4 protein-coding genes are annotated in these 22129 nt (G+C 76.0%); all 4 read right to left on the bottom strand.

Annotated elements, in window-relative coordinates; all coding sequences use genetic code 11:
- Nucleotides 1-10: 10 nt before the first annotated feature.
- Genes ACZ4WZ_RS26670 through ACZ4WZ_RS26655 form a run of 4 tightly spaced genes read right to left on the bottom strand, consistent with a single transcriptional unit; the run spans nucleotide 11 to nucleotide 22119 of the window.
- A complete protein-coding gene (locus ACZ4WZ_RS26670; RefSeq protein WP_467894103.1) occupies nucleotides 11-1435 on the bottom strand; it encodes a DHA2 family efflux MFS transporter permease subunit in 1425 nt (474 codons plus the stop codon).
- Complete coding sequence (locus ACZ4WZ_RS26665; protein ID WP_467894205.1) at nucleotides 1432-12489, bottom strand: SDR family NAD(P)-dependent oxidoreductase; 11058 nt, start codon at nucleotides 12487-12489, stop codon at nucleotides 1432-1434. Before ACZ4WZ_RS26665 ends, ACZ4WZ_RS26670 begins: the two co-directional genes overlap by 4 nt.
- Nucleotides 12490-12493: 4 nt before the next feature.
- Nucleotides 12494-17311, bottom strand: a complete 4818-nt coding sequence (locus ACZ4WZ_RS26660) for a type I polyketide synthase (protein ID WP_467894101.1) — start codon at nucleotides 17309-17311, stop codon at nucleotides 12494-12496.
- Nucleotides 17308-22119 (bottom strand): type I polyketide synthase, encoded by a 4812-nt coding sequence (locus ACZ4WZ_RS26655; protein WP_467894100.1) that lies wholly within the window; start codon nucleotides 22117-22119, stop codon nucleotides 17308-17310. The genes ACZ4WZ_RS26660 and ACZ4WZ_RS26655 overlap by 4 nt, the downstream gene beginning before the upstream one ends.
- Nucleotides 22120-22129: the final 10 nt, after the last annotated feature.

Raw genomic sequence — 22129 nt, 5'->3', positions numbered from 1 at the left:
CGGGTTCCCCTCAGCGGGTGGGTTCGGGGGCGGCCGGACGGCGTTGGGCCCGGACGAGCAGGACGGCGGACAGCACGGCCACGGCGGCGAGGGCCAGGGACCATCCGAAGGTGACGGCGAAGGCGGAGGCCTTCTCGCGCGGGTGGCCGTCCGCACCGTCGAGGCCGCGCTGCAGGACGGTGACGAGGACCGCCGTGGCGAGCGAACCGCCCAGCCGTTGCAGGATGCTGAGCTGCGGTGAGGCGTCGCTGATCTTCTGCGGGTCGAGGCTGCGGAACGCGCTGGTCATGGCGGGCATGACGGACAGGCCGGCGCCGAATCCGGAGACGGTCATGGCCGTCCCGATCACCGCGTAGGACGTGCCGGCGCCGACGAACACGAACGGCACCGCGGCCGCCAGGCTGAGCCCGGCGCCGACGAGGGCGGTCCGGCCGGTGCCGAGGCGTTCGGCGGCCCGGCCCGAGAGCCAGGTGGCCGCCGCCGCGCCGATGCTCGACGGCACCAGCAGCATGCCGGTCGCGACCGGGTCCTCGTGCCGGACGTCCTGGAAGTACAGCGGCATCAGCACCATGCCCGCGTACATGCCCATGGAGAGGAAGAACGTGGTGAGGGAGGCGGCGCGGAAGACCCGGTCCCGGTAGAGGCGGATGTCGAAGAGCGGGTGGGCGGTGCGGAGGGTACGGATGGTGAAGAGGACGAGCAGGGCGGTACCGGCGGCGACGGAAAGCAGGGGCACGGTGAGGGAGCCGGTGTCGGTGCTGCCCAGGCCGTAGGTCAGGACGGCCATCCCGGTGGAGACCGCGGCCAGGCCCGGGACGTCCAGCGGCGGGGCCGCCTCGGGGCGGTCGGCCGGCAGGAGGCACACGGCGCACAGGACGGCGGCGGCGCCCACGGGCAGGTTGACCAGGAAGATCCACCTCCAGTCGGTGTAGTGCAGCAGGAGCCCGCCGATGAAGGGGCCGAAGACCGGGGCCAGGACGATGGGTACGCCCACCGTCGCCATGACCCGGGACATGTTCCGCGGCCCGGCCGTGCGGGCCAGGATCATCTGCCCGACGGGCATGATGAGCCCGCCGCCGAGGCCCTGGACCGCGCGGAAGGCGATGAGCTGTCCGGCGTCCTGGGCGGCCGCGCAGAGCGCGGAGCCCAGGGTGAACAGGACGACGGCGGCCACGTAGGTGCGGCGGGCGCCGAAGCGGCGGGCCGCCCAGCCGGAGACGGGGATGACCGCGGCGACGGCGAGGAGGTAGGCGGTGACCACCCACTGGACGGTGTTCAGCGGCGCCCGGAAGTCCGTACCGAGCGCGTTGAGCGCGACGTTGACGATCGTCGAGTCGAGGAACGACATCGTCGCTCCCACGATCACGACCGTGGCGGCCTTCCAGACGTCGCGGCCGAGGCCGGTGCGGGGTGCGGGTGCGGTGCGGGTCGTCATGCCACGGTCTCCGTCAGCCAGTGGCCGACGACGGCGGCAGCGGCGCGCGCGTCGTCCTCCATCATCGTGAAGTGGTCACCCGGCACGTCCACGGCCGTGTGGGGCAGCGGCCAGGACGCCTGGTGGTCCCCGCCGTCGACCAGGGAACGGCCCGCCCTGACGAGCAGCGTCGGGACGTCGGTGGCGGTGGGCCGCCAGGCCGGGAAGAGCCGGAAGTAGCCGCCCATGGCCGTGAGCCTGAGGTCGGTCATCCAGCCGAAGGCGTCCTCCCGTTCGAACATGGCGTCCGTCATCCGGGAGCGGAACGCGGGCCGGGCCGCGTCGCCGGGCAGGAACGTGTCGAGCAGCACCAGCCCGGCGGGGGCGGTGCCGCCGCGTTCGAGGTGGGCGGTGACCTCCTGGGCGAGCCAGCCGCCCGAGGAGTACCCGGCCAGCGCGAACGGTGCGCCGTCCGCGAGGCGCAGGACCGCGGCGGCCACGTGCGCGACGAGGGCGCCGGCGGTGGCGGGCAGCGGCTCGCCCTCGCCGTAGCCCGGGAGCGGGAGGACGTGGACGTCCCGGTGCCCGCGGAAGGGCGCGGCGAAGCGGGCGAACTGGTGGGGGCTGGAGAGTGCGGTGACCGAGGGCAGGCAGATCAGCGCCGGACCGCCGGATCCGCCAGTGCCGCCGGACAGGGTGACCGGTGCCGGGGCGCCGTCCGTGCCGTCCGCGGTGAAGGACGGGCGCAGCAGGGAGGCCGCGACGAGCAGGTCGGTGGCCTCCTTGACCTTGCCGTCCGCGCAGGCCTGCCGGTAGAGCGCGGCGATGGGCTGCGCCGGCTCGGGCGGCCGTACGGGTTCCCGTGTCCGCGGGGTCCGGGCCGCCGCGAGTTCGCCGCGCATGTGCTCGGCCAGGTCGGCGGGGGTGGGGTGGTCGAAGACGGCCGTCGCGGACAGTCTCAGGCTGGTCGCGGCGTTGAGGCTGCCGCGCAGGCGCACCGAGGTCAGCGAGTCGAAGCCCATCTCCAGGAACGTGCGGTCCGGTTCGATCCGGTCGGCGGAGCCGTGCCCGAGGACGGCCGCCGTGTGTGCCCGTACGAGGGCCGGCAGGTCCTCCGGGTCGACGGCGGGGACGGCGGACGGGGTGCCCGCCGTCCGCCGGAGCGGGGCCGGCACCAGGCCGTGCAGCAGGGGCGGGAGCGCCTCGTGCCGGGCGCGGGTGCGCAGGGCGGGCAGGTCCAGGCGGATCGGCACCGCCAGGGCCCGGTCGTGGGCGGGGGCCGTGTCGAGGAGGGCGAGGGCCTCTTCGGTGGTGAGGGCGGCCATGCCGCCGCGGTGGATGCGGTCGACGTCACCGGCGTCGAGGGATCCGGTCATGCCGCTGCGCTCGGCCCACAGGCCCCAGGCGAGGGAGATACCGGGCAGGCCCAGGGAGCGCCGGTACTGGGCGAGGGCGTCCAGGTAGGCGTTGGCGGCCGCGTAGTTGCCCTGGCCGGGGGCACCGAGCAGGCCCGAGGCGGACGAGAAGAGAACGAACGCCGACAGGTCCAGTCCGGCGGTGAGCTCGTGGAGGTTCCGGGCGGCATCGGCCTTCGGGCGCAGCACCGCGTCAAGGCGTTCCGGGGTGAGGGACTCGATCACCCCGTCGTCGAGGACGCCCGCGGTGTGGATGACGGCGGTGAGCGGGTGCGCGGCCGGAATCCCGGCCAGGAGGGCGGCGAGGGCCTCGCGGTCGGCGGCGTCACAGGCGGCGACGGTGACCGAGGCCCCCAGCTCCGACAGCTCGGCGACCAAATCCCCGGCACCGCCCGAGCGGCTCGCCAGCAGCAGGTGGCGGACGCCGTGTTCCCTCACCAGGTGGCGGGCCACCGCCCGGCCCAGCGTTCCGGTACCCCCGGTGACCAGGACCGTGCCGCCGGGGGTGAAGGACAGGCCCCCGGAGACGGGGGCGGCGGAGGCCCGGGACAGGCGCGGAACCCGCACCACTCCCCGGCGCACCGCCGCCTGCGGCTCCGCACGGGTCAGGTACGGCGCCGGGTCCACGTCCCCGTCCAGGTCCAGGAGGTGGAAGCGGCCGGGGTGTTCCGACTGCGCCGAGCGCACCAGGCCCCACACCGCCGCACCCGCCGGATCACCGGCGCCGTCGCCCACGGCCCCGCGGGTCACGAACACCACGCGCTCCTCCCCCGCGCCCGCGAGGGAGTCCTGGAGCACCTCCAGGGCCCGGCCCACGGCCGCGCGCACACCGGCGGAGGTGTCCACCTCGCACACCGCGCCCGCGGGCACGGGCTCGGCCGCCGGGGCCGCGACCCAGTCCACGGTGAACAGGGTGTCCCGGTGCGCGAGGTGTTCCGTGGCCACCGGGCGCAGGGCCAGTGAGTCGACGGTGGCCACCGTCGAGCCGGCCGTGTCGGTGACGGTGAGGGAGACGGCGTCGCCGCCCGCGGGGCTCAGCCGGACGCGCAGGTCGCGCGCGCCGGCCGTGTGGAGGTGGACGCCGTTCCAGGAGAAGGGGAGGCGGACGCCGGGGCCGTCGAGGAAGGAGCCCAGGCCCACGGCGTGCAGGGCGGCGTCGAGGAGGGCCGGGTGGAGACCGAAGCGGCTCGCGGCGTCCTGCCGGCCGCGGTCGAGGCCGACCTCGGCGTACACCTCGTCGCCGAGCCGCCAGGCGGCACGCAGGCCCTGGAAGGCGGGCCCGTAGCCGAGTCCGGAGTCGGTGAGCCCGTCGTAGAAGCCGGTCAGGTCCACGGGTTCGGCGCCGGCCGGCGGCCACTGGCCGCCGGTGGTGGCGGGCACCGGGGAAGTGGCCGGGGCGGTGGACAGGACGCCGGTGGCGTGGCGGGTCCAGGGTTCGCCGTCCTCCTGGTCGGAACGGGCGTACGTGACGATCGTGCGCCGGCCGTCCGGGCCGGCGGGGCCCACGGCGAGCTGGACCTGGACGCCGCCCCGCTCGGGCAGCACCAGCGGGGCTTCCAGCGTCAGTTCCTCCAGGTGGCCGTGGCCGGTCCGGAGGCCCGCGTGCAGGGCCAGTTCCACGAAGGCGGTGCCGGGCAGCAGGACGGTGCCGGCCACCGCGTGGTCGGCCAGCCAGGGCTGCGCGGCCACCGACAGCCGGCCGGTGAACAGGAGGTCGTCGGAGGCGGCGACCGTCACCATCGCGCCGAGCAGGGGGTGCCCGGCCTCGCCCAGGCCCGCGGAGGCCATGTCGCCCGCGGCATCGGTGCCCTCCAGCCAGTACCGCTCGCGCTGGAAGGCGTACGTGGGCAGGTCGACCCGCCGGGCGCCGGGGAAGACGGTGTCCCAGTCGACCGGCACGCCGTGGACGTGCGCCTCGGCGAGGGCCGCCGTGAAGCGGTCGGGGCCGCCGTCGCCGCGGCGCAGGGAGCCCAACGCCGTGTCGGGCAGACCGTGGACGAGGACGGGGTGCGGGCTGACCTCGATGAACACGCCGTAGCCCGCGTCGACGAGGGTGTCGGTGACGTCGGCGAGCAGGACGCTCTGGCGGAGGTTGCGGTACCAGTACCGCCCGTCCAGTTCGGTGCCGTCCAGCCAGGTGCCGTCGACCGTGGACAGGAACGGGATCCCGGCCGGGCGGGGGGCGATCCCGGCGAGGGCGTCCAGGACGTCCGTACGGATCTCCTCGACGTGGGCGGAGTGGGAGGCGTAGTCCACGGGGATCCGGCGGGCGCCCTCGACGCCGGCGAGTACCGCGTCGAGGGCCTCGGGATCGCCGGAGACCACCACGGAGCGGGGGCCGTTGACGGCGGCGAGCGAGAGCCGCTCGCCCAGGTGTGCGGCGGCCTCCTCGCGGGACAGCGGCAGGGAGACCATGCCCCCGCGGCCTGAGAGGGCCAGGAGGGCCTTGCTGCGCAGGGCGACGACGCGGGCCGCGTCGTCGAGGGTGAGCGCTCCGGCGACGCAGGCGGCGGCGATCTCGCCCTGGGAGTGGCCGACCACGGCGGCCGGTTCCACTCCGTGGGAGCGCCACAGCTCGGCGAGGGAGACCATCACCGCCCACAGGGCGGGCTGGACCACGTCGACCCGGGCCAGGGCGGTCTCGTCGGCGAGGGCTTCGCGCAGCGACCAGTCCACGTAGGGCGCGAGGGCCCGTTCGCAGGCGGCCAGCCGGTTGGCGAACACCGGTGCGGAGGCGAGCAGTCCGTGGGCCATGCCGGCCCACTGGGAGCCCTGGCCGGGGAAGACGAAGACGGCTTTCGCGGCGGTGCGCGACGATCCTCGCAGCAGGCGCGGGGAGGGCTCGCCCGCGGCCAGGGCCGTCAGCCCTTCGGCGAAGGCGGCGGGGTCGTCGGCCACCACGGCGGCCCGGTGCTCCAGTGCGGCGCGGGAGGTCGCGAGGGAGCCGCCGATGTCGGCGAGGGGGTGGTGGGGGCCGTCCCCGGGGGACCGTGGCGCGGTCAGGCCGCCCAGGGCGGCGAGGAGGTTGCGGGCCTGGTCGCGCAGGGCTTCGTCGGTCTTGGCGGACAGCACCCACGGCAGTGCCGTGCCCGGTGCGGGGGCCGGCCGGGGGGCGGGCCCGGCGGGGGCGGTGGCCCCGTCGAGGGGGGCCTGTTCCACGATGACGTGGGCGTTGGTGCCGCTGACCCCGAACGAGGACACCCCCGAGCGGCGGGCCCGTCCGGTCTCGGGCCAGGGCACGGGCTCGGTCAGCAGGCGTACGCCGCCGGCCGTCCAGTCGACGTGCGGGGTGGGCTCGTCGACGTGGAGGGTGCGGGGCAGGAGGCCGTGGCGCATCGCCTCGACCATCTTGATGACGCCGCCGACGCCGGAGGCGGCCTGGGTGTGGCCGATGTTGGACTTGAGGGAGCCCAGCCACAGCGGCTGGTCCGCGGGCCGGTCCTGCCCGTACGTGGCGAGCACGGCCTGCGCTTCGATCGGGTCGCCGAGCTTGGTGCCGGTGCCGTGGGCCTCGACGGCGTCGACGTCCCCGACGCTCAGGCCGGCGTTGCCCAGGGCCTGGCGGATGACGCGCTGCTGGGAGGGGCCGTTGGGGGCGGTGAGCCCGTTGGAGGCGCCGTCCTGGTTGACGGCGGAGCCGCGGATCACCGCGAGGACCCGGTGGCCGTTGCGGCGGGCGTCGGAGAGCCGCTCCAGCAGCAGCATGCCCGCGCCCTCGCCCCAGCCGGTGCCGTCCGCGGCCGCGGCGAAGGACTTGCAGCGGCCGTCGAAGGCGAGGCCGCGCTGCCGGGAGAACTCCACGAACGTGTTGGGGGTGGCCATCACGGTCGCGCCGCCGGCCAGGGCCATCGTGCATTCGCCGGACCGCAGGGCCTGGGAGGCCAGGTGCAGGGCGACGAGGGAGGACGAGCAGGCGGTGTCGACGGTGACGGCCGGGCCCTCCAGGCCGAGGACGTAGGAGATGCGGCCGGACAGGACACTGCCGGCGTTGCCGGTGCTGAGGTAGCCGTCGATGCCCTCGGGGACCTCGCCCAGGCGGGAGGCGTAGTCGTGGTACATGACGCCGGCGAACACGCCGGTGGCGGTGCCGCGCACGGACGTCGGGTCGATGCCGGCGCGTTCGAAGGCCTCCCAGGCGGTTTCCAGGAGGAGCCGCTGCTGCGGGTCCATGGCGAGGGCCTCGCGGGGCGAGATCCCGAAGAAGCCGGCGTCGAACTCGGCGGCGTCGTAGAGGAAGCCGCCTTCGCTGACGTACGAGCGGCCGGCCGCGTCGGGGTCGGCGTCGAAGAGGCCGTCCAGGTCCCAGCCGCGGTCGGTGGGGAACGCGGCGATGCCGTCGCCGCCCGCGGCCACCAGCTGCCACAGGTCCTCGGGCGAACGCACTCCGCCGGGGTAGCGGCAGCTCATGCCGACGATCGCGATGGGGTCGTCGGTGCCGGCGCCGGGGACGGCGGCGGCCGGGGCGGGGGCGTCGGCGGCCGGTGCCCCGGTCAGTCCGGCGCGCAGGTGCTCCACGAGGGCGGCCGGGGTGGGGTAGTCGAAGATGAGGGTGGCCGAGAGCCGCAGGCCCGTCTCGGTGGTGAGCCGGTTGCGGAGTTCGACCGCGGTGAGGGAGTCGAAGCCGAGCTCGGTGAACGCCTGGCCGAGGTCGACCGCCCGCGTGCTCGCGTGGCCCAGTACGGCGCTGACGTGCGTACGGACCAGCTCGGCGAGCTGCTGTCCGGTCCACTGGGTCCGCGGGGTGGACGGGCCGGACGCGGCCGCCCGGCGGGCGGGGCCGCGGACGAGGCCGCGCAGCAGTGCGGGGGGTGTGGCGTTGCGCGCCGCGCCCGGCGGCCGGTCGAGGTCCAGGCGGGCGGGGACGAGGAGGGGCTCGTCGAGGCCGCCCGCGAGGTCGAAGAGTTCCAGGCCGTCGGCGGCGGACAGCGCGCCGACGCCGGAGCCGGTGATGCGCCGGCTGTCGCTGTCGGCCAGTCGGCCGCCCATGCCGCCGCCCTCCGCCCACAGGCCCCAGGCCAGGGACACGGCGCTGAGGCCCTGCGCGGTGCGGTGCTGGGCGAGCGCGTCGAGGAAGGCGTTCGCGGCGGCGTAGCCGGCCTGTCCGGGGGCGCCGAAGACGCCGGCGGCCGAGGAGAACAGCACGAACGCCGCCAGGTCGGCGTCCCGCGTCAGCTCGTGCAGGTGCCAGGCCGCGTCGAGCTTGGGGCGCAGCACGGTGTCCAGCCGGTCGGGTGCCAGCGAGCCGATCACGCCGTCGTCGAGGACGCCGGCCGCGTGCACGACCGCCGTCAGCGGCCGTTCGGCGGTGATCCGGGCGAGCAGCCGCGCCAGGTCGGCGCGGTCGCCGACGTCGCAGGCCTCGATCCGCACGTGGGCGCCGGCGGCGGTGAGCTCGGCGGCGAGTTCGCCGGCGCCCTCGGCGGCCGGGCCGCGCCGGCCGGCCAGCACGAGGTGGCGTGCGCCGTGTCCGGTCACCAGGTGGCGGGCCAGCAGGGCCCCGAGGCCGCCGGTGCCACCGGTGATCAGGACCGTGCCGTCGGGGTCCCAGGCCCGCGGCTCGGCGGGGGCGGGGGCGGGGACTCGGGCCAGCCTGGGGGCGTACGGCGTGCCGTCACGGAGCGCGAGTTGCGGTTCGTCGAGGGTCAGGAGGGCGTTCAGTGCGGCGGAGAAGTCCCGGTGGTCGTCCGGGGTGCCGTCCGGGGTGCCGTCCGGATCGTCGTCCCGGTCGTCCTCCGGGGCGGTGACGTCGATCAGGCGGAAGCTGCCCGGGTTCTCGGCCTGCGCCGACCGGACGAGGCCCCACAGCGGCGCCTGGCCGAGGTCGCGGACCGTCTCGCCCCGCCGGACGGCCAGGGCGCCGCGGGTCACCAGGACCAGCTGCGAGGAGGCGCACCGGGGGTCGGCGAGCCAGGCCTGGAGGAGTTCCAGAACGCGGTGCGCACCGGTGTGGGCCGCGGGGACCAGGTCGCCGCCGGTGCGGGGGCAGCGGACGAACACGGCGTCGGGCACGGTGTCCAGCGCGGCCAGGTCGGCGGCCGAGGCGATCCAGCGCGGCGGGGCGCCGGCCGGCTGCCCTGCCCCGGCCGGCCGGGGCAGGGCGGCCCAGTCGACGCGGAAGAGGGAGTCGCGGTGCCGGTGCGTGCGCTGTGCCGCGGCCGGGCGCAGGGCGAGCGCCTCGACGGTGGCCACCGGGGCACCCGTGCGGTCGGCGGCGTCCAGGGACACGCTGTCGGGGCCGGCCGGCGACAGCCGTACGCGCAGCGCCGCGGCTCCGGCCGCGTGGAGGGTCACGCCGCGCCAGGAGAACGGGAGGCTCGCGGCGCCGTCGGTGACGAAGTCACCGAGCCCGACGGCGTGCAGGGCGGCGTCCAGCAGGGCGGGGTGGAGGCCGAAGCGGGCGGCTTCGGCCTCGGCCGGCAGACGTACCTCGGCGAACACTTCCTCGCCGCGGCGCCATGCCGCCCGCAGCCCCTGGAAGGCGGGTCCGTAGCCGAAGCCGACCTCGACGAGGTGGTCGTAGAGCCCCTCGACGGACACCGGTTCGGCGCCCGCGGGGGGCCATGCGCTCAGGTCGGGGCCGGCGGGCGGGGCGGTGGCCGGGGAAGGGGCGGCCGTCAGGGTGCCGGTGGCGTGCCGGGTCCACGGCTCGTCGGCGCCGCGGGAGTGGAAGGTCAGGGAGCGGCGGCCGTCCGCGTCCGCGGGTCCGACTCCGACCTGGAGCTGGACCGCGCCCTGGTCGGGGAGGACCAGCGGCGCCTCGATGGTGAGTTCTTCGAGGCGGGCGCAGCCGACCTGGTCGCCGGCGCGGACGGCCAGCTCCACGAAGGCGGTGCCGGGGACGAACACGGTGCCCAGGACGGCGTGGTCGGCGAGCCAGGGGTGGGTCCGCAGGGAGAGGCGGCCGGTGAACAGGACCTGGTCCGCCTCGGCCAGCGTGACCATGGCTCCGAGCAGGGGGTGGTCGGCCGGTCCCAGGCCGGCGGCGGTCACGTCGCCGGGCGCGGTCGTCCCGGGCCAGTAGCGCTGCCGCTGGAAGGGGTAGGTGGGCAGGTCGACGCGGCGTCCGGGGAGCAGGGGCGTCCAGTCGACGGGGAGGCCGCGGGTCCAGGCTTCGGCGAGGGCGCCCAGGAAGGCCTCGGGCTCGGGACGGTCCTTGCGCAGGACGGGGGCCAGCAGTCCGGAGAAGGCGTCGGGGAGGGACTCCCCCGCCATGGCGGCGAGGACGCCCTGCGGGCCGAGCTCCAGGAAGTGGGCGACGCCCTGTGCGGCCAGGTGGGCGACACCGTCGCCGAAACGGACAGCTGCCCGGACGTGCTCCACCCAGTAGTCGGCCGTGAACTCCTCGACCTGCCCGCCGGTCACGTTGGAGACGACCGGAATGGCGGGCGCGGCGTAGGTCAGGGACTCCGCGACCTCGCGGAACGCCTCCAGCATCGGCTCCATCAGCGGCGAGTGGAAGGCGTGCGAGACCGTCAGCCGCTTGGTCTTGCGACCCCGCGCGGCCAGTTGCGCGGCCACGGCCAGAACCGCGTCCTCCGCACCCGAAACCACCACCGAAGGGGGGCCGTTGACCGCCGCGATGTCCACCTCGGCCGACAGCAGCGGGCGCACCTCGTCCTCACCGGCCAGCACGGACACCATCGCCCCGCCCTCCGGCAGCGCACCCATCAGCGCACCGCGCGCCGCCACCAGACGGGCCGCGTCCGCCAGGGACAGCACCCCCGCCACATGCGCGGCCGCGATCTCACCGATCGAGTGACCCGCCACGAAATCCGGACGCACACCGAAGGACTCCACCAGCCGGTACAACGCCACCTCGAGAGCGAACAGGGCCGGCTGCGTGAACTCGGTGCGGTGAACCGCCTCCCCCTCCCCGAAGACGATCTCCTTCAACGGGAGGTCGAAGTGGGCGCACACCTCGTCAAAAGCCGCCGCGAACACCGGCTGGGCCGCGTACAGCTCACGCCCCATCCCCGCACGCTGCGCACCCTGCCCCGAGAACAGGAAGGCGCACGTGCCGCCGGAGGCCACGCCCTCGACGAGTTCCTCCCGGTCGGCGCCCGGGACCACGCCCCGGTGGGCGAAGGGCGTCGACAGGGAAAGGGAGTGGGCCAGGTCGGCGGGGTCCAGCTCCGGGTGGTCCTGTGCGTACGAGCGGAGTTGGGCGGCCCGCGCGCGCAGTGCCTCGGGGGTGTGGGCCGACAGCAGCCACGGGGCGGCGGTGGTGCGCGGCGCCCGCGGCTCGTGCGTACGGTCCTGGGGCCGGGCGTCCTCGGGCGCGGCCTGCTCGACGATCAGGTGGGCGTTGGTGCCGCTGACGCCGAAGGCCGACACGCCGGCGCGGCGCGGTTCGCCCGTCTCGGGCCAGGGCGTGGGCTCGGTCAGCAGGCGTACGCCGCCCGCCGACCAGTCCGCGTGCGGCGTCGGCTCGTCCACGTGCAGGGTCTTGGGCAGGGTGCCGTGCTGGATGGCGAGGACCATCTTCATCACCCCGGCGACGCCCGCCGCGGCCTGGGTGTGGCCCAGGTTCGACTTGACCGAGCCCAGCCACAGCGGCCGGTCGGCGTTGCGCTTGCGGCCGTAGGTGGCGAGCAGGGCGTGCGCCTCGATGGGGTCGCCGAGCCTGGTGCCGGTGCCGTGGGCCTCGACCGCGTCGACCATGTCCGGGGACAGCCGGGCGTTGGCCAGGGCCCGGCGGATGACGCGCTGCTGGGCGGTGCCGTTGGGGGCGGTGAGCCCGTTGGAGGCGCCGTCCTGGTTGACCGCCGAGCCCCGCAGGACCGCGAGGACGGGGCGGCCGTTGCGCCGGGCGTCGGAGAGCCGTTCGAGGACGAGCAGGCCCGCGCCCTCGCCCCAGCCGGTGCCGTCCGCGGCGGCGGCGAAGGGCTTGCAGCGGCCATCGGCGGCGAGCCCGCGCTGCCGGCTGAACTCGACGAAGACCCGGGGGGTGGCCATCACCGTGGCGCCGCCCGCGAGGGCCAGGGCGCATTCGCCGCGGCGCAGTGCCTCGGCCGCCAGGTGCAGGGACACCAGGGAGGACGAGCAGGCGGTGTCGACGGTGACCGCGGGGCCTTCGAGACCGAGTACGTAGGACAGCCGGCCGGAGAGCACGCTCGCCGCGTTGCCGGTGCCGATGTAGCCTTCGAGGCCCTCTTCCGGGGCCGAGCCGAACAGGGTGCCGTAGTCCTGGCCGTTGGTGCCGACGAAGACGCCGGCCCGGCTGCCGCGCAGGGCGGCCGGGTCGAGGCCGGATCGCTCCAGGGCCTCCCAGGCGACCTCGAGCAGCAGCCGCTGCTGGGGGTCCATGGCGCGGGCCTCGCGCGGGCTGATGCCGAAGAAGGCGGGGTCGAAGTCGGTGGCGCCGGCGAGGAAGCCGCCCTCGCGGACGTAGCTGGTGCCGGCCCGGTCGGGGTCCGGGTCGTAGAGCGCGGCGAGGTCCCAGCCGCGGTCGTCGGGGAAGGGGGCGAGCGCGTCGGTGCCGTCGGCGAGGAGGGTCCACAGCTGTTCGGCGGAGTGCACGCCGCCGGGGAAGCGGCAGCCCATGCCGACGATGGCGATCGGCTCGTGGCTGAGGTCCTCGGCGTCCTTCAGACGCCGGTTGGCCTCGTCCAGGTCGGCCGTGACCCGCTTGAGGTATTCCAGGAGCTTGGTCTCGTTCACCATGTCAGCGGGTCCCGTATTTCTGGTCGATGTAGGCGAATAGGTCGTCCGCCGTGTCCAAGGTCGGCCGGGTGTCGGCCGCCGTCGCGCCGTCCGGGCCGGAGCCGGGTCCGGGTGCCGCGGCGGCGCGGGCCAGCAGGCTCTGGAGGCGGGTCGCGACCTCCGCCCGTACGTCGGGGGCGTCGAGGACCGCGAGGGCGTCCTCCACGCGGTCGAGGTCGGCGAGGACGCGGGCGGCGGCGGTGCCGCCGAGTTCGGCGTCGAGGTGCTCGGCGAGGGCCTGCGGGCTGGGGTGGTCGAAGACCACGGTCGTGGCGAGGTCGAGCCCGGTGCGGACGCCGAGGACGTTGCGCAGGTCGACGGCGGTCAGGGAGTCGAAGCCGAGCTCGCGGAAGGGCTGGGTCGGGGTGACCGACTCGGGGCCGCCGTGTCCGAGGACGGCCGCGGCCTGGGTGCGTACGAGGTCCAGCAGGGCGGCGGCGCGTTCCGTGTCCGGGAGCAGGGTGATGCGTTCGCGCCAGTCGGGTTCCCCGGTGGTGCGGGGGCGGGCTTCCTCGATTCCGGTGAGCAGCGGGCTGGGCCGGACGGTGGTGAAGCCGGGGGCGAACAGGGCCCAGTCGATGTCGGCCACCGCCAGGCAGGCGTCGCCGTGGTCCAGGGCCTGTTGGAGCCCTTCGATGGCGTGCGGGGGCCGCATCGGGCGGATGCCGTGGCGGCGCAGGCGCTCGCCGACGGCCGCCTCGTCCTCGGCCATGCCGCCGTCGGCCCATGCGCCCCAGGCCACGGCGGTGGCGGGCAGTCCGTCGGCGCGGCGCTGGTCGGCGAAGGAGTCCAGGAAGGCGTTGGCGGCCGCGTAGTTGGCCTGGCCGGAGCCGCCGACCGCGCCGGCGAAGGAGGAGAAGAGGACGAACGCCGTCAGGTCCAGGCCGGCGGTGAGTTCGTGGAGGTTGCGGGCCGCGTCGGCCTTGGGGCGCAGGACCGCCGCGAACCGTTCGGGGGTGAGGGAGTCGATGACGCCGTCGTCGAGGATGCCGGCGGTGTGCACCACGGCCGTCAGGGGCAGTTCGGCGGGGATCGCGTCGAGCACCGCCGCGAGCGCGTCCCGGTCGGCCGCGTCGCACGCCGCGACGGTCACCCGGGTGCCCGCGGCGGTGAGTTCGGCGGCGAGTTCGCGCGCGCCGGGTGCCCGCTCGCCGCGGCGGCTGGTGAGGAGCAGGTGTTCGGCGCCGGACGCGGCGAGCCAGCGGGCGATGTGGCCGCCGAGGGCGCCGGTGCCGCCGGTGACCAGGACGGTGCCGGAGGGGCGCCAGGGCGTGACGGCGGCCGAGGCCCTGCGTACGCGCACCAGCCGGCGGGCGAGGATGCCGGCGGGGCGGATGGCCAGCTGGTCCTCGGCGTCGGTCCCGGCGGGAGTGCGGGCCAGCAGGAGGGTGCCGAGCCGGTCGAGGGCGGGGGCGTCGAGCTCCGCGGGGAGGTCGACGAGCCCTCCCCACCGGGTGGGGGTTTCCAGGGCGGCGGCCCGGCCCAGGCCCCAGACCTGTGCCTGGCCGGGGTCGGCGGGCCGGTCGCCGGGGCCGGTGGAGACCGCGCCGCGGGTGGCGCACCACAGCGGTGCCGTGATCCCGGCGTCCCCGAGGGCCTGGTGCAGCCCGAGGGCCGCGTCCAGGCCGGGGTCGCCGGGGCCGGCGGGCAGGAGCAGGACGCCGGCACAGCGGTCGGCGGCGGCCAGGGCCGTGAGCAGGCGGACGGTCAGGGCCTCGCGGTCGTGGCCGGTGCCGGGGGTCAGGTCCAGGCGGGCGGTGGTGGCGCCCCGGGCGGCGAGCGCCCCGGTGACCAGGTCGAGTTCCCGCAGGCGCGGGCCGGCCACGAGCCAGGTCCCCTCGGGGGCGGTGGCGGCGGGGGCGGGGGCGGTGGCGGCGGGGGCGGGGGCGGCGAACGGCTGCCACTCGATGCGGTACTGGAGGCCGGCGGCGGGGTCCTGGGCGGTGGCGTCGGGCCGGCCGGCGCTCTCGCCGGGGCGGGCCCAGTAGCGGGTGCGCCGGAACACCGTGGTCGGCAGGGGCACCCGGTGTACGGGGTGCCCGGCGAAGACGCCGGTCCAGTCCGGGGCCGTGCCGTGCACGAAAAGCTCCCCCAGGGCGGCGGTGACGGTCTCCCGCTCGGGCCGGTCGCGGCGCAGGGCCGGTACGAGGACGGGACCGGGGCCGCTGACGCAGTCCTGTCCGGCGGCGGCCAGCACGCCGGAGGGGCCCAGCTCGAGGAAGCGGCGTACGCCCCGGGCCTCCAGGTGGCGCATGCCGTCGTGGAACCGGACGGCCGCGCGCACGTGCCGGACCCAGTACTCGGGGCCGGCGACCTCGGCCGGGTCGGCGGTGCGTCCGGTGACGTTCGAGACGATCGGGACGGACGGCTGGTGGAAGGTGAGCGTCCGCGCGACGCGGCCGAATTCGGCGAGCATCGGCTCCATCAGCGACGAGTGGAAGGCGTGGCTGACGTTGAGCCGCTTCGTGCGGTGGCCGGCGGCCTCCAGGAGGCCGGCGGTCCGCGCGACCGCGTCCTCGGGGCCGGAGACGACCACCGCGCGGGGGCCGTTGACCGCGGCGATGTCGACGCCGGCCGTCAGCAGGGCGCGCACCTCGTCCTCGGCCGCCTGGACGGAGACCATCGCCCCGCCCCCGGGCAGCGCCTCCATCAGCCGGCCGCGGGCGGTGACCAGCGTGGCGGCGTCGGGGAGGGTGAGCACGCCGGCCACGTGGGCGGCGGCCAGTTCGCCGACGGAGTGGCCGAGGAGGAAGTCGGGGCGTACGCCCCAGGACTCGAAGAGGCGGTACAGCGCCACCTCGAGGGCGAACAGCCCGGCCTGGGTGTACCGGGTCCGGTCGAGGAGTTCCGCCCCGCCGCTCATCACCTGCCGCAGCGGGCGGTCCAGGTGTGCGTCCAGGGCGGCGCAGGCCGCGTCGAGGGCCCGCGCGAAGACCGGGAACGCCGCGTACAGCTCGTCCCCCATGCCGGCGCGCTGGGCGCCCTGGCCGGTGAACAGGAACGCCAGCCCGCCGGGGGCCGCGCTGCCGTGCAGGACGCCGGGGTCCGTGGTGCCGTCGGCGATCGCCGCCAGCCCCTTCAGGAGGGCGTCGCGGCCGTCGGCGACGACGGCGGCGCGGCGGTCGAGGGTGGCGCGGGTGGTGGCGAGCGAGTGGGCCACGTCGCGGGGGGACAGGTGCGGGCCGTCCAGGAGGTGGGCGTGGAGGCGGGCGGCCTGTGCGCGCAGCGTCTCGTCCTCGCGGGCGGAGAGCACCGCGAGGACGGGGGGCTCGACGGTGGCGGGGGCGGAGCCGGCGGGGGCCGCGCCGGTCGCGGGGCTCCGGTCGTCCGGTGCGGCGGGCTCGGGGTCGGGCGTGTGCTCCTCCAGGATGACGTGGGCGTTGGTGCCGCTGATGCCGAACGAGGACACCCCGGCGCGGCGCGGCTGCCCGTCGGGCGCGGGCCAGTCGAGGTTCTCCGTCAGCAGCCGCACGGAGCCGGCCGACCAGTCGACCTGGGGCGTGGGCTCGTCCACGTGCAGGGTGCGCGGCAGGACGCCGTTGCGCATCGCCTGCACCATCTTGATGACGCCCGCCACCCCCGCGGCGGCCTGCGTGTGACCGATGTTCGACTTGACCGACCCCAGGCGCAGCGGCCTGTCCGCCGGGCGGTTCTGCCCGTAGGTGGCCAGCAGGGCCTGCGCCTCGATGGGGTCGCCGAGGGTGGTCCCGGTGCCGTGCGCCTCGACCGCGTCGACCTGGTCGGGCGTCAGGCGGGCGTTGGCGAGCGCCTGGCGGAGCACGCGCCGCTGGGACGGGCCGTTGGGGGCGGTCAGGCCGTTGGAGGCACCGTCCTGGTTGACGGCGGAGCCGCGGATCACCGCGAGGACCCGGTGGCCGTTGCGGCGGGCGTCGGAGAGCCGCTCCAGTACGAGCACTCCGGCGCCCTCGCCCCAGCCGGTGCCGTCCGCGGCCGCCGCGAAGGCCTTGCAGCGGCCGTCGCGGGCCAGCCCGCCCTGGCGGCTGAACTCCGCGAACAGGGTCGGTGTCGACATCACGGTGGCCCCGCCGGTGAGGGCCAGCTCGCACTCGCCGCGCCGCAGCGCCTGGCCCGCCAGGTGCAGGGCGACGAGGGAGGCGGAGCAGGCGGTGTCGACGGTGACGGCGGGGCCCTGGAGCCCGTAGACGTAGGAGAGGCGGCCGGAGAGCACGCTGGCGGCGTTGCCGGTCATGATGTGCCCGGCCAGGTCGTCGGCGGAGTGGACGGCGACGGGGGTGTAGTCCTGCCCGTTGGTGCCGATGAACACGCCGGTACGGCTGCCGCGCAGGGTGTCCGGGGCGATCCCGGCGCGCTCGAAGGCCTCCCAGGAGGTCTCCAGCAGCAGCCGCTGCTGGGGGTCCATGGCGAGGGCCTCGCGGGGCGAGATCCCGAAGAAGGCGGCGTCGAACTCGCCCGCGCCCTCGAGGAATCCGGCGCGGCGGGCGTGGGAGGCACCGGCCCGCTCCGGGTCGTCGGAGAGCAGGCCCGCCAGGTCCCAGCCCCGGTCGGTGGGGAAGCCGGACAGGGCGTCTTCCCCCGAGACGAGCAGCCGCCACAGGTCTTCGGGGTTCTGGACGCCACCGGGGAAGCGGCAGCTCATGGCGACTACGGCGATCGGCTCGCCGTCCCGGTTCTCGCTCTCGCGCAGGCGTTCCCGGGTCTGCTCCAGCTCGGCCGAGACGCGCTTGAGGAAGTGGCGGAGTCTTTCTTCGTTGGACACGTGAGGGTTCTCCCTGGCGGAGGTGCGGGCGGCGGCGGTCATGAGATGCCGAACTTCTCGCCGAGCAGGCCGAACAGTTCGTCGTCGGTCGCCGCTTCGTACGCGTCGGCGGCGGCGCGGTCCGGGTGGCCGGAGGCTTCCGGACCCTGCGCCAGCAGGGCCCGGAGCCGCTGCATGATCGTGGTGTGCTCGTCGGTGCCGGGCTCGACCCGGGTCAGTGCGCGTTCGAAGCGGGCGAACTCCTCCAGCGCGGACGGGCCGTCCGCGCCGGCGTGCCCGCACAGCTCGGAGCGCAGGTGCCCGGCGAGCGCGGCCGGGTCGGGGTGGTCGAAGACCACGGTGGCGGGCAGGGCCAGTCCGGTGGCCGTGCTCAGCCGGTTGCGCAGCTCGACCGCCGTCAGGGAGTCGAACCCGGCCTCGCGGAAGGCCCGTCGGGGGGCGACCTCGTGCGGGGTGCCGTGCCCGAGGACGGCCGCCACGTGCGTACGGACCAGCTCGAGCAGGGCCCGTTCCTGCGCCTCGGCGGGCAGGCCGGGGAGGGTGTCCCGCAGGGAGGTGCCGGTGGCCCGGCCGTCCTCCAGGGCCGCGAGCACGGTACGCGCCTCGGGTACCCCGGTCAGGAGCGGGCTGGGGCGGCCCGTGACGAAGGCCGCCGCGAAGCGCTCCCAGTCGACGCCGGCGACCACGAGGGTGGTCTCGTCGCGGTCCAGTGCCTGCTGGAGTGCGGTGATGGCCAGGTCGGGGGCCATCGGCAGGAGGCCGCCGCGGCGCATGCGGGCGGTGACGGCATCGGATCCGGTGGCGAGGCCGCTGTCCCCCCAGGCTCCCCAGGCGAGGGAGGTGGCGGGCAGTCCGTCGGCCCGCCGCTGCTCGGCCAGCGCGTCCAGATGGGCGTTGGCCGCCGCGTAGTTGCCCTGACCCGCGCCACCGACCGTGCCCGCGAACGACGAGAACAACACGAACGCCGACAGCTCCAGCCCCAACTCACCCGTCAGCTCGTGCAGATGACGCGCCGCATCCGCCTTCGGACCCAGCACCGTCGCCAAACGCTCCGGCGTCAGACCCTCCAGCACCCCGTCATCCAGCACACCCGCCGCATGGAACACCGCGGTCACGGGGTGCTCGGCCAGCAGCTTCCCCACCGCATCCCGGTCCGCCACATCACACGCGGCGACGGACGCCGTGACCCCCGACCCGGCAAGCTCCGCCACCAGATCGGCGGCACCCGGAGCCTCAAGACCCCGACGGCTCGTCAGTACGAGCTCCGTCGCACCCACCGAAGCCAGCCAGCGCGCCACCCGCGAACCCAGCGCACCCGTGCCACCCGTCACCAGCACCGGACCGTCCGGCCGCCACCCCTCCCCCACCACCCCGGCGAAGGGCGCACGCACCAGACGGCGGGCGAACGCACCCTCCGCCCGCACCGCGACCTGATCCTCACCACAAGCACCGGACAGCACAGCGGTCAACCCGGCGACAACCCGCTCGTCCAGCACCAGCGGAACGTCCACCAGACCGCCCCACCGCTCACCCCACTCCAGCGCCGCCACCCGGCCCAGACCCCACACCTGCGCCGCCACCGGATCCGCGAGACGATCCGACACACCCGTCGACACCGCACCCCGCGTCACACACCACAGCCGGGCACCCACACCCGCGTCACCCAGCGCCTGCGCCAACGACAGCGAACCCGCCACATCCAGCAGCGACACCACACCGTCGACCGCGCCCACACCCGACAGGGCCCCCGCCAGCTCCCCACGCGAAAGACCACCCCCGACCAGCTCGACCACATCGGCACCCGAGCCCGACAGCACACCCGCCAACTCCGCACCCGACTCCCCCGACACCACCAGCCACCGGCCCGGCAGGTGTCCGGGGGCGTCCGCGGCCGTGGGTTCCCAGACCGCCCGGTAGCGCCAGGAGTCGACGGTGGACCGCCGGCGGCGTCCCGCCCGCCAGGCGGTGAGGACGGGCAGGGTGGCCTCCAGGGCGTTCAGCTCCGGCCCTGCGGCGCCGAGCGCGCCGGACAGGGCGGGCAGGTCGGCGCGTTCGACGGCCTCCCAGAAGGCCGACTCCGCCGGGTCGGACCCGGCCGTGCGGCCCGTGCCGGGGCGGGGCCAGTACCGCCGGCGCCGGAAGGCGTAGGTGGGCAGGTCGACGTGGGCCGGGCCGGCGTCCGGGAAGGCGGGCGACCAGTCGACGGCGACGCCGCGCACGTGGGCCTCGGCCAGCGAGAGCAGGAACCGTGCCGGTCCGCCGTCCTGGCGGCGCAGCGACCCGACGGCGCCGTCCCCGAGGCCCTGGATCAGCACCGGGTGCGGGCTGCTCTCGACGAACACGCCGTACCCCTGCTCGCGCAGGGCGCGCGTGGACTCCTCGAAGCGCACGGTCCGGCGGGCGTTGCGGTACCAGTACTCCGCGTCCAGCTCGGCGGTGTCCTGCCAGTCGCCGGTGACCGTGGAGAAGAAGGGCACCTCCGCCGGGCGCGGGGAGAGCCCGGCGAGGACGGTGAGGAGTTCGTCCCGGATCTCCTCCACGTGGGCGGAGTGGGAGGCGTAGTCGACGGCGATCCGGCGGGCGCCCTCGGTCGCGGCGAGCAGCTCGTCGAGTGCCTCGGGGTCGCCCGAGACGACGACCGAGCGGGGCCCGTTCTCCGCGGCGATGGACAGCCGCGCGTCGAGGCCGGCCGCCACCTCCTCGCGGGGCAGGGGGACGGACACCATGCCGCCGCGGCCGGAGAGGGCGAGGAGGGCTTTGCTGCGCAGGGCCACCACCCGTGCGCCGTCCTCGAGGGAGAGGCCGCCCGCGACGCAGGCCGCGGCGATCTCGCCCTGCGAGTGGCCGAGGACGGCCGCCGGTTCCACTCCGTACGAACGCCACAGGGCGGCGAGGGACACCATCACGGCCCACAGGGCGGGCTGGACCACGTCGACGCGGGCCAGGGCGGCCTCGTCGGTGAGTACCTCGCGCAGCGACCATGCGACGAACCCGGACAGGGCCCGCTCGCACTGCTCCATGCGGTCGGCGAAGACGGGGCTCGTGGCCAGCAGTTCCGTGGCCATGCCCGTCCACTGGGAGCCCTGGCCGGGGAAGACGAAGACGACCTTGGCGCGGCCGTCGGGTGCCTGGCCCTCGACCAGGCCGGCGGCCGCCGTGCCGTCGGCCAGCGCCGACAGCGCGGCGTCGAAGGCGTCGGGGTGGCCGGCGACGAGCACGGCGCGGTGGTCGAAGGAGGTCCGCGAGAGCGCGAGCGAGCGGCCGACGTCGGCCGGCGCGTGACCGGGGCGGGCCGACAGGAAGGTCCGCAGTTCGCGGGCCTGCGCGCGCAGCGCGTCGGCCGACTTGGCGGACAGCGGCCAGGGCAGGGCCGGGGTGGCGCGGGGGGCGGCGGGGACGGAGGGAGTGGCCGCGGCGGGCTCGGGGTCGGGCGTGTGCTCCTCCAGGATGACGTGGGCGTTGGTACCGCTCATGCCGAACGAGGACACCCCGGCGCGGCGCGGCTGCCCGTCGGGCGCGGGCCAGTCGAGGTTCTCCGTCAGCAGCCGCACGGAGCCGGCCGACCAGTCGACCTGGGGCGTGGGCTCGTCCACGTGCAGGGTGCGCGGCAGGACGCCGTTGCGCATCGCCTGCACCATCTTGATGACGCCCGCCACCCCCGCGGCGGCCTGCGTGTGACCGATGTTCGACTTGACCGACCCGAGGCGCAGCGGCCGGCCGGGCGGGCGGTTCTGCCCGTATGCCGCGATGAGGGCCTGTGCCTCGATGGGGTCGCCGAGGGTGGTCCCGGTGCCGTGCGCCTCGACCGCGTCGACCTGGTCGGGCGTCAGGCGGGCGTTGACGAGCGCCTGGCGGAGCACGCGCCGCTGGGACGGGCCGTTGGGGGCGGTCAGGCCGTTGGAGGCACCGTCCTGGTTCACGGCGGAGCCCCGGATCACCGCGAGGACCCGGTGGCCGTTGCGGCGGGCGTCCGACAGCCGCTCCAGTACGAGCACTCCGGCGCCCTCGCCCCAGCCGGTGCCGTCCGCGGCCGCCGCGAAGGGCTTGCAGCGGCCGTCGGGGGCCAGGCCCCGCTGGCGGCTGAACTCGGTGAAGGTGGTCGGGCCGGCCATGACGGTCACACCGGCCGCGAGCGCCAGCGTGCACTCCTGCTGGCGCAGCGCCTGTGCGGCGAGGTGCAGGGCGACGAGGGAGGAGGAGCAGGCGGTGTCGACGGTGACGGCGGGCCCCTCGAAGCCGAACTCGTAGGAGATCCGGCCGGACAGCACGCTGGTGGCGTTCCCGGTCGCCAGGTATCCGTCGACCTCCTCGGGACCGCCGACGAGGACCGTGCCGTAGTCGCTGCCGTTGGTGCCGACGAACACGCCGGTGCGGCTGCCGCGCAGGGCGTCCGGCGTGATCGCGGCGCGCTCCAGCGCCTCCCAGGAGGTCTCCAGCAGCAGCCGCTGCTGCGGGTCCATGGCGAGGGCCTCGCGGGGCGAGATCCCGAAGAAGGCGGCGTCGAAGTCGGCGGCGTCGTGGACGAACGCGCCCTCGCGGACGTAGGAGGAGCCGGGGCGGTCCGGGTCCTCGTCGAACAGTTCCTCCAGGTTCCAGCCCCGGTCGGTGGGGAACGGCGACACGGCGTCACGGCCGGCGGCGACCAGGTCCCACAGTCCCTCGGGCGAACGGACGCCGCCGGGGAACCGGCAGCTCATCGCGACGATCGCGATGGGCTCCCGGGCCGCCTCGGTGAGCCGCCGGTTCTGTTCGCGGAGCCGCTCGGCCTCCTTGAGGGAGGTCCGGAGCGCGGCCACGAGCTTCGCTTCGGGCGTCACCGTGCCGGATGTCACTGCTTCGGGCGTAACCATGTGTCAGCTC

The sequence above is a fragment of the Streptomyces sp. NPDC029122 genome (genome assembly GCF_055569445.1).
This window is presented reverse-complemented; position numbering and strand designations above follow the sequence as displayed.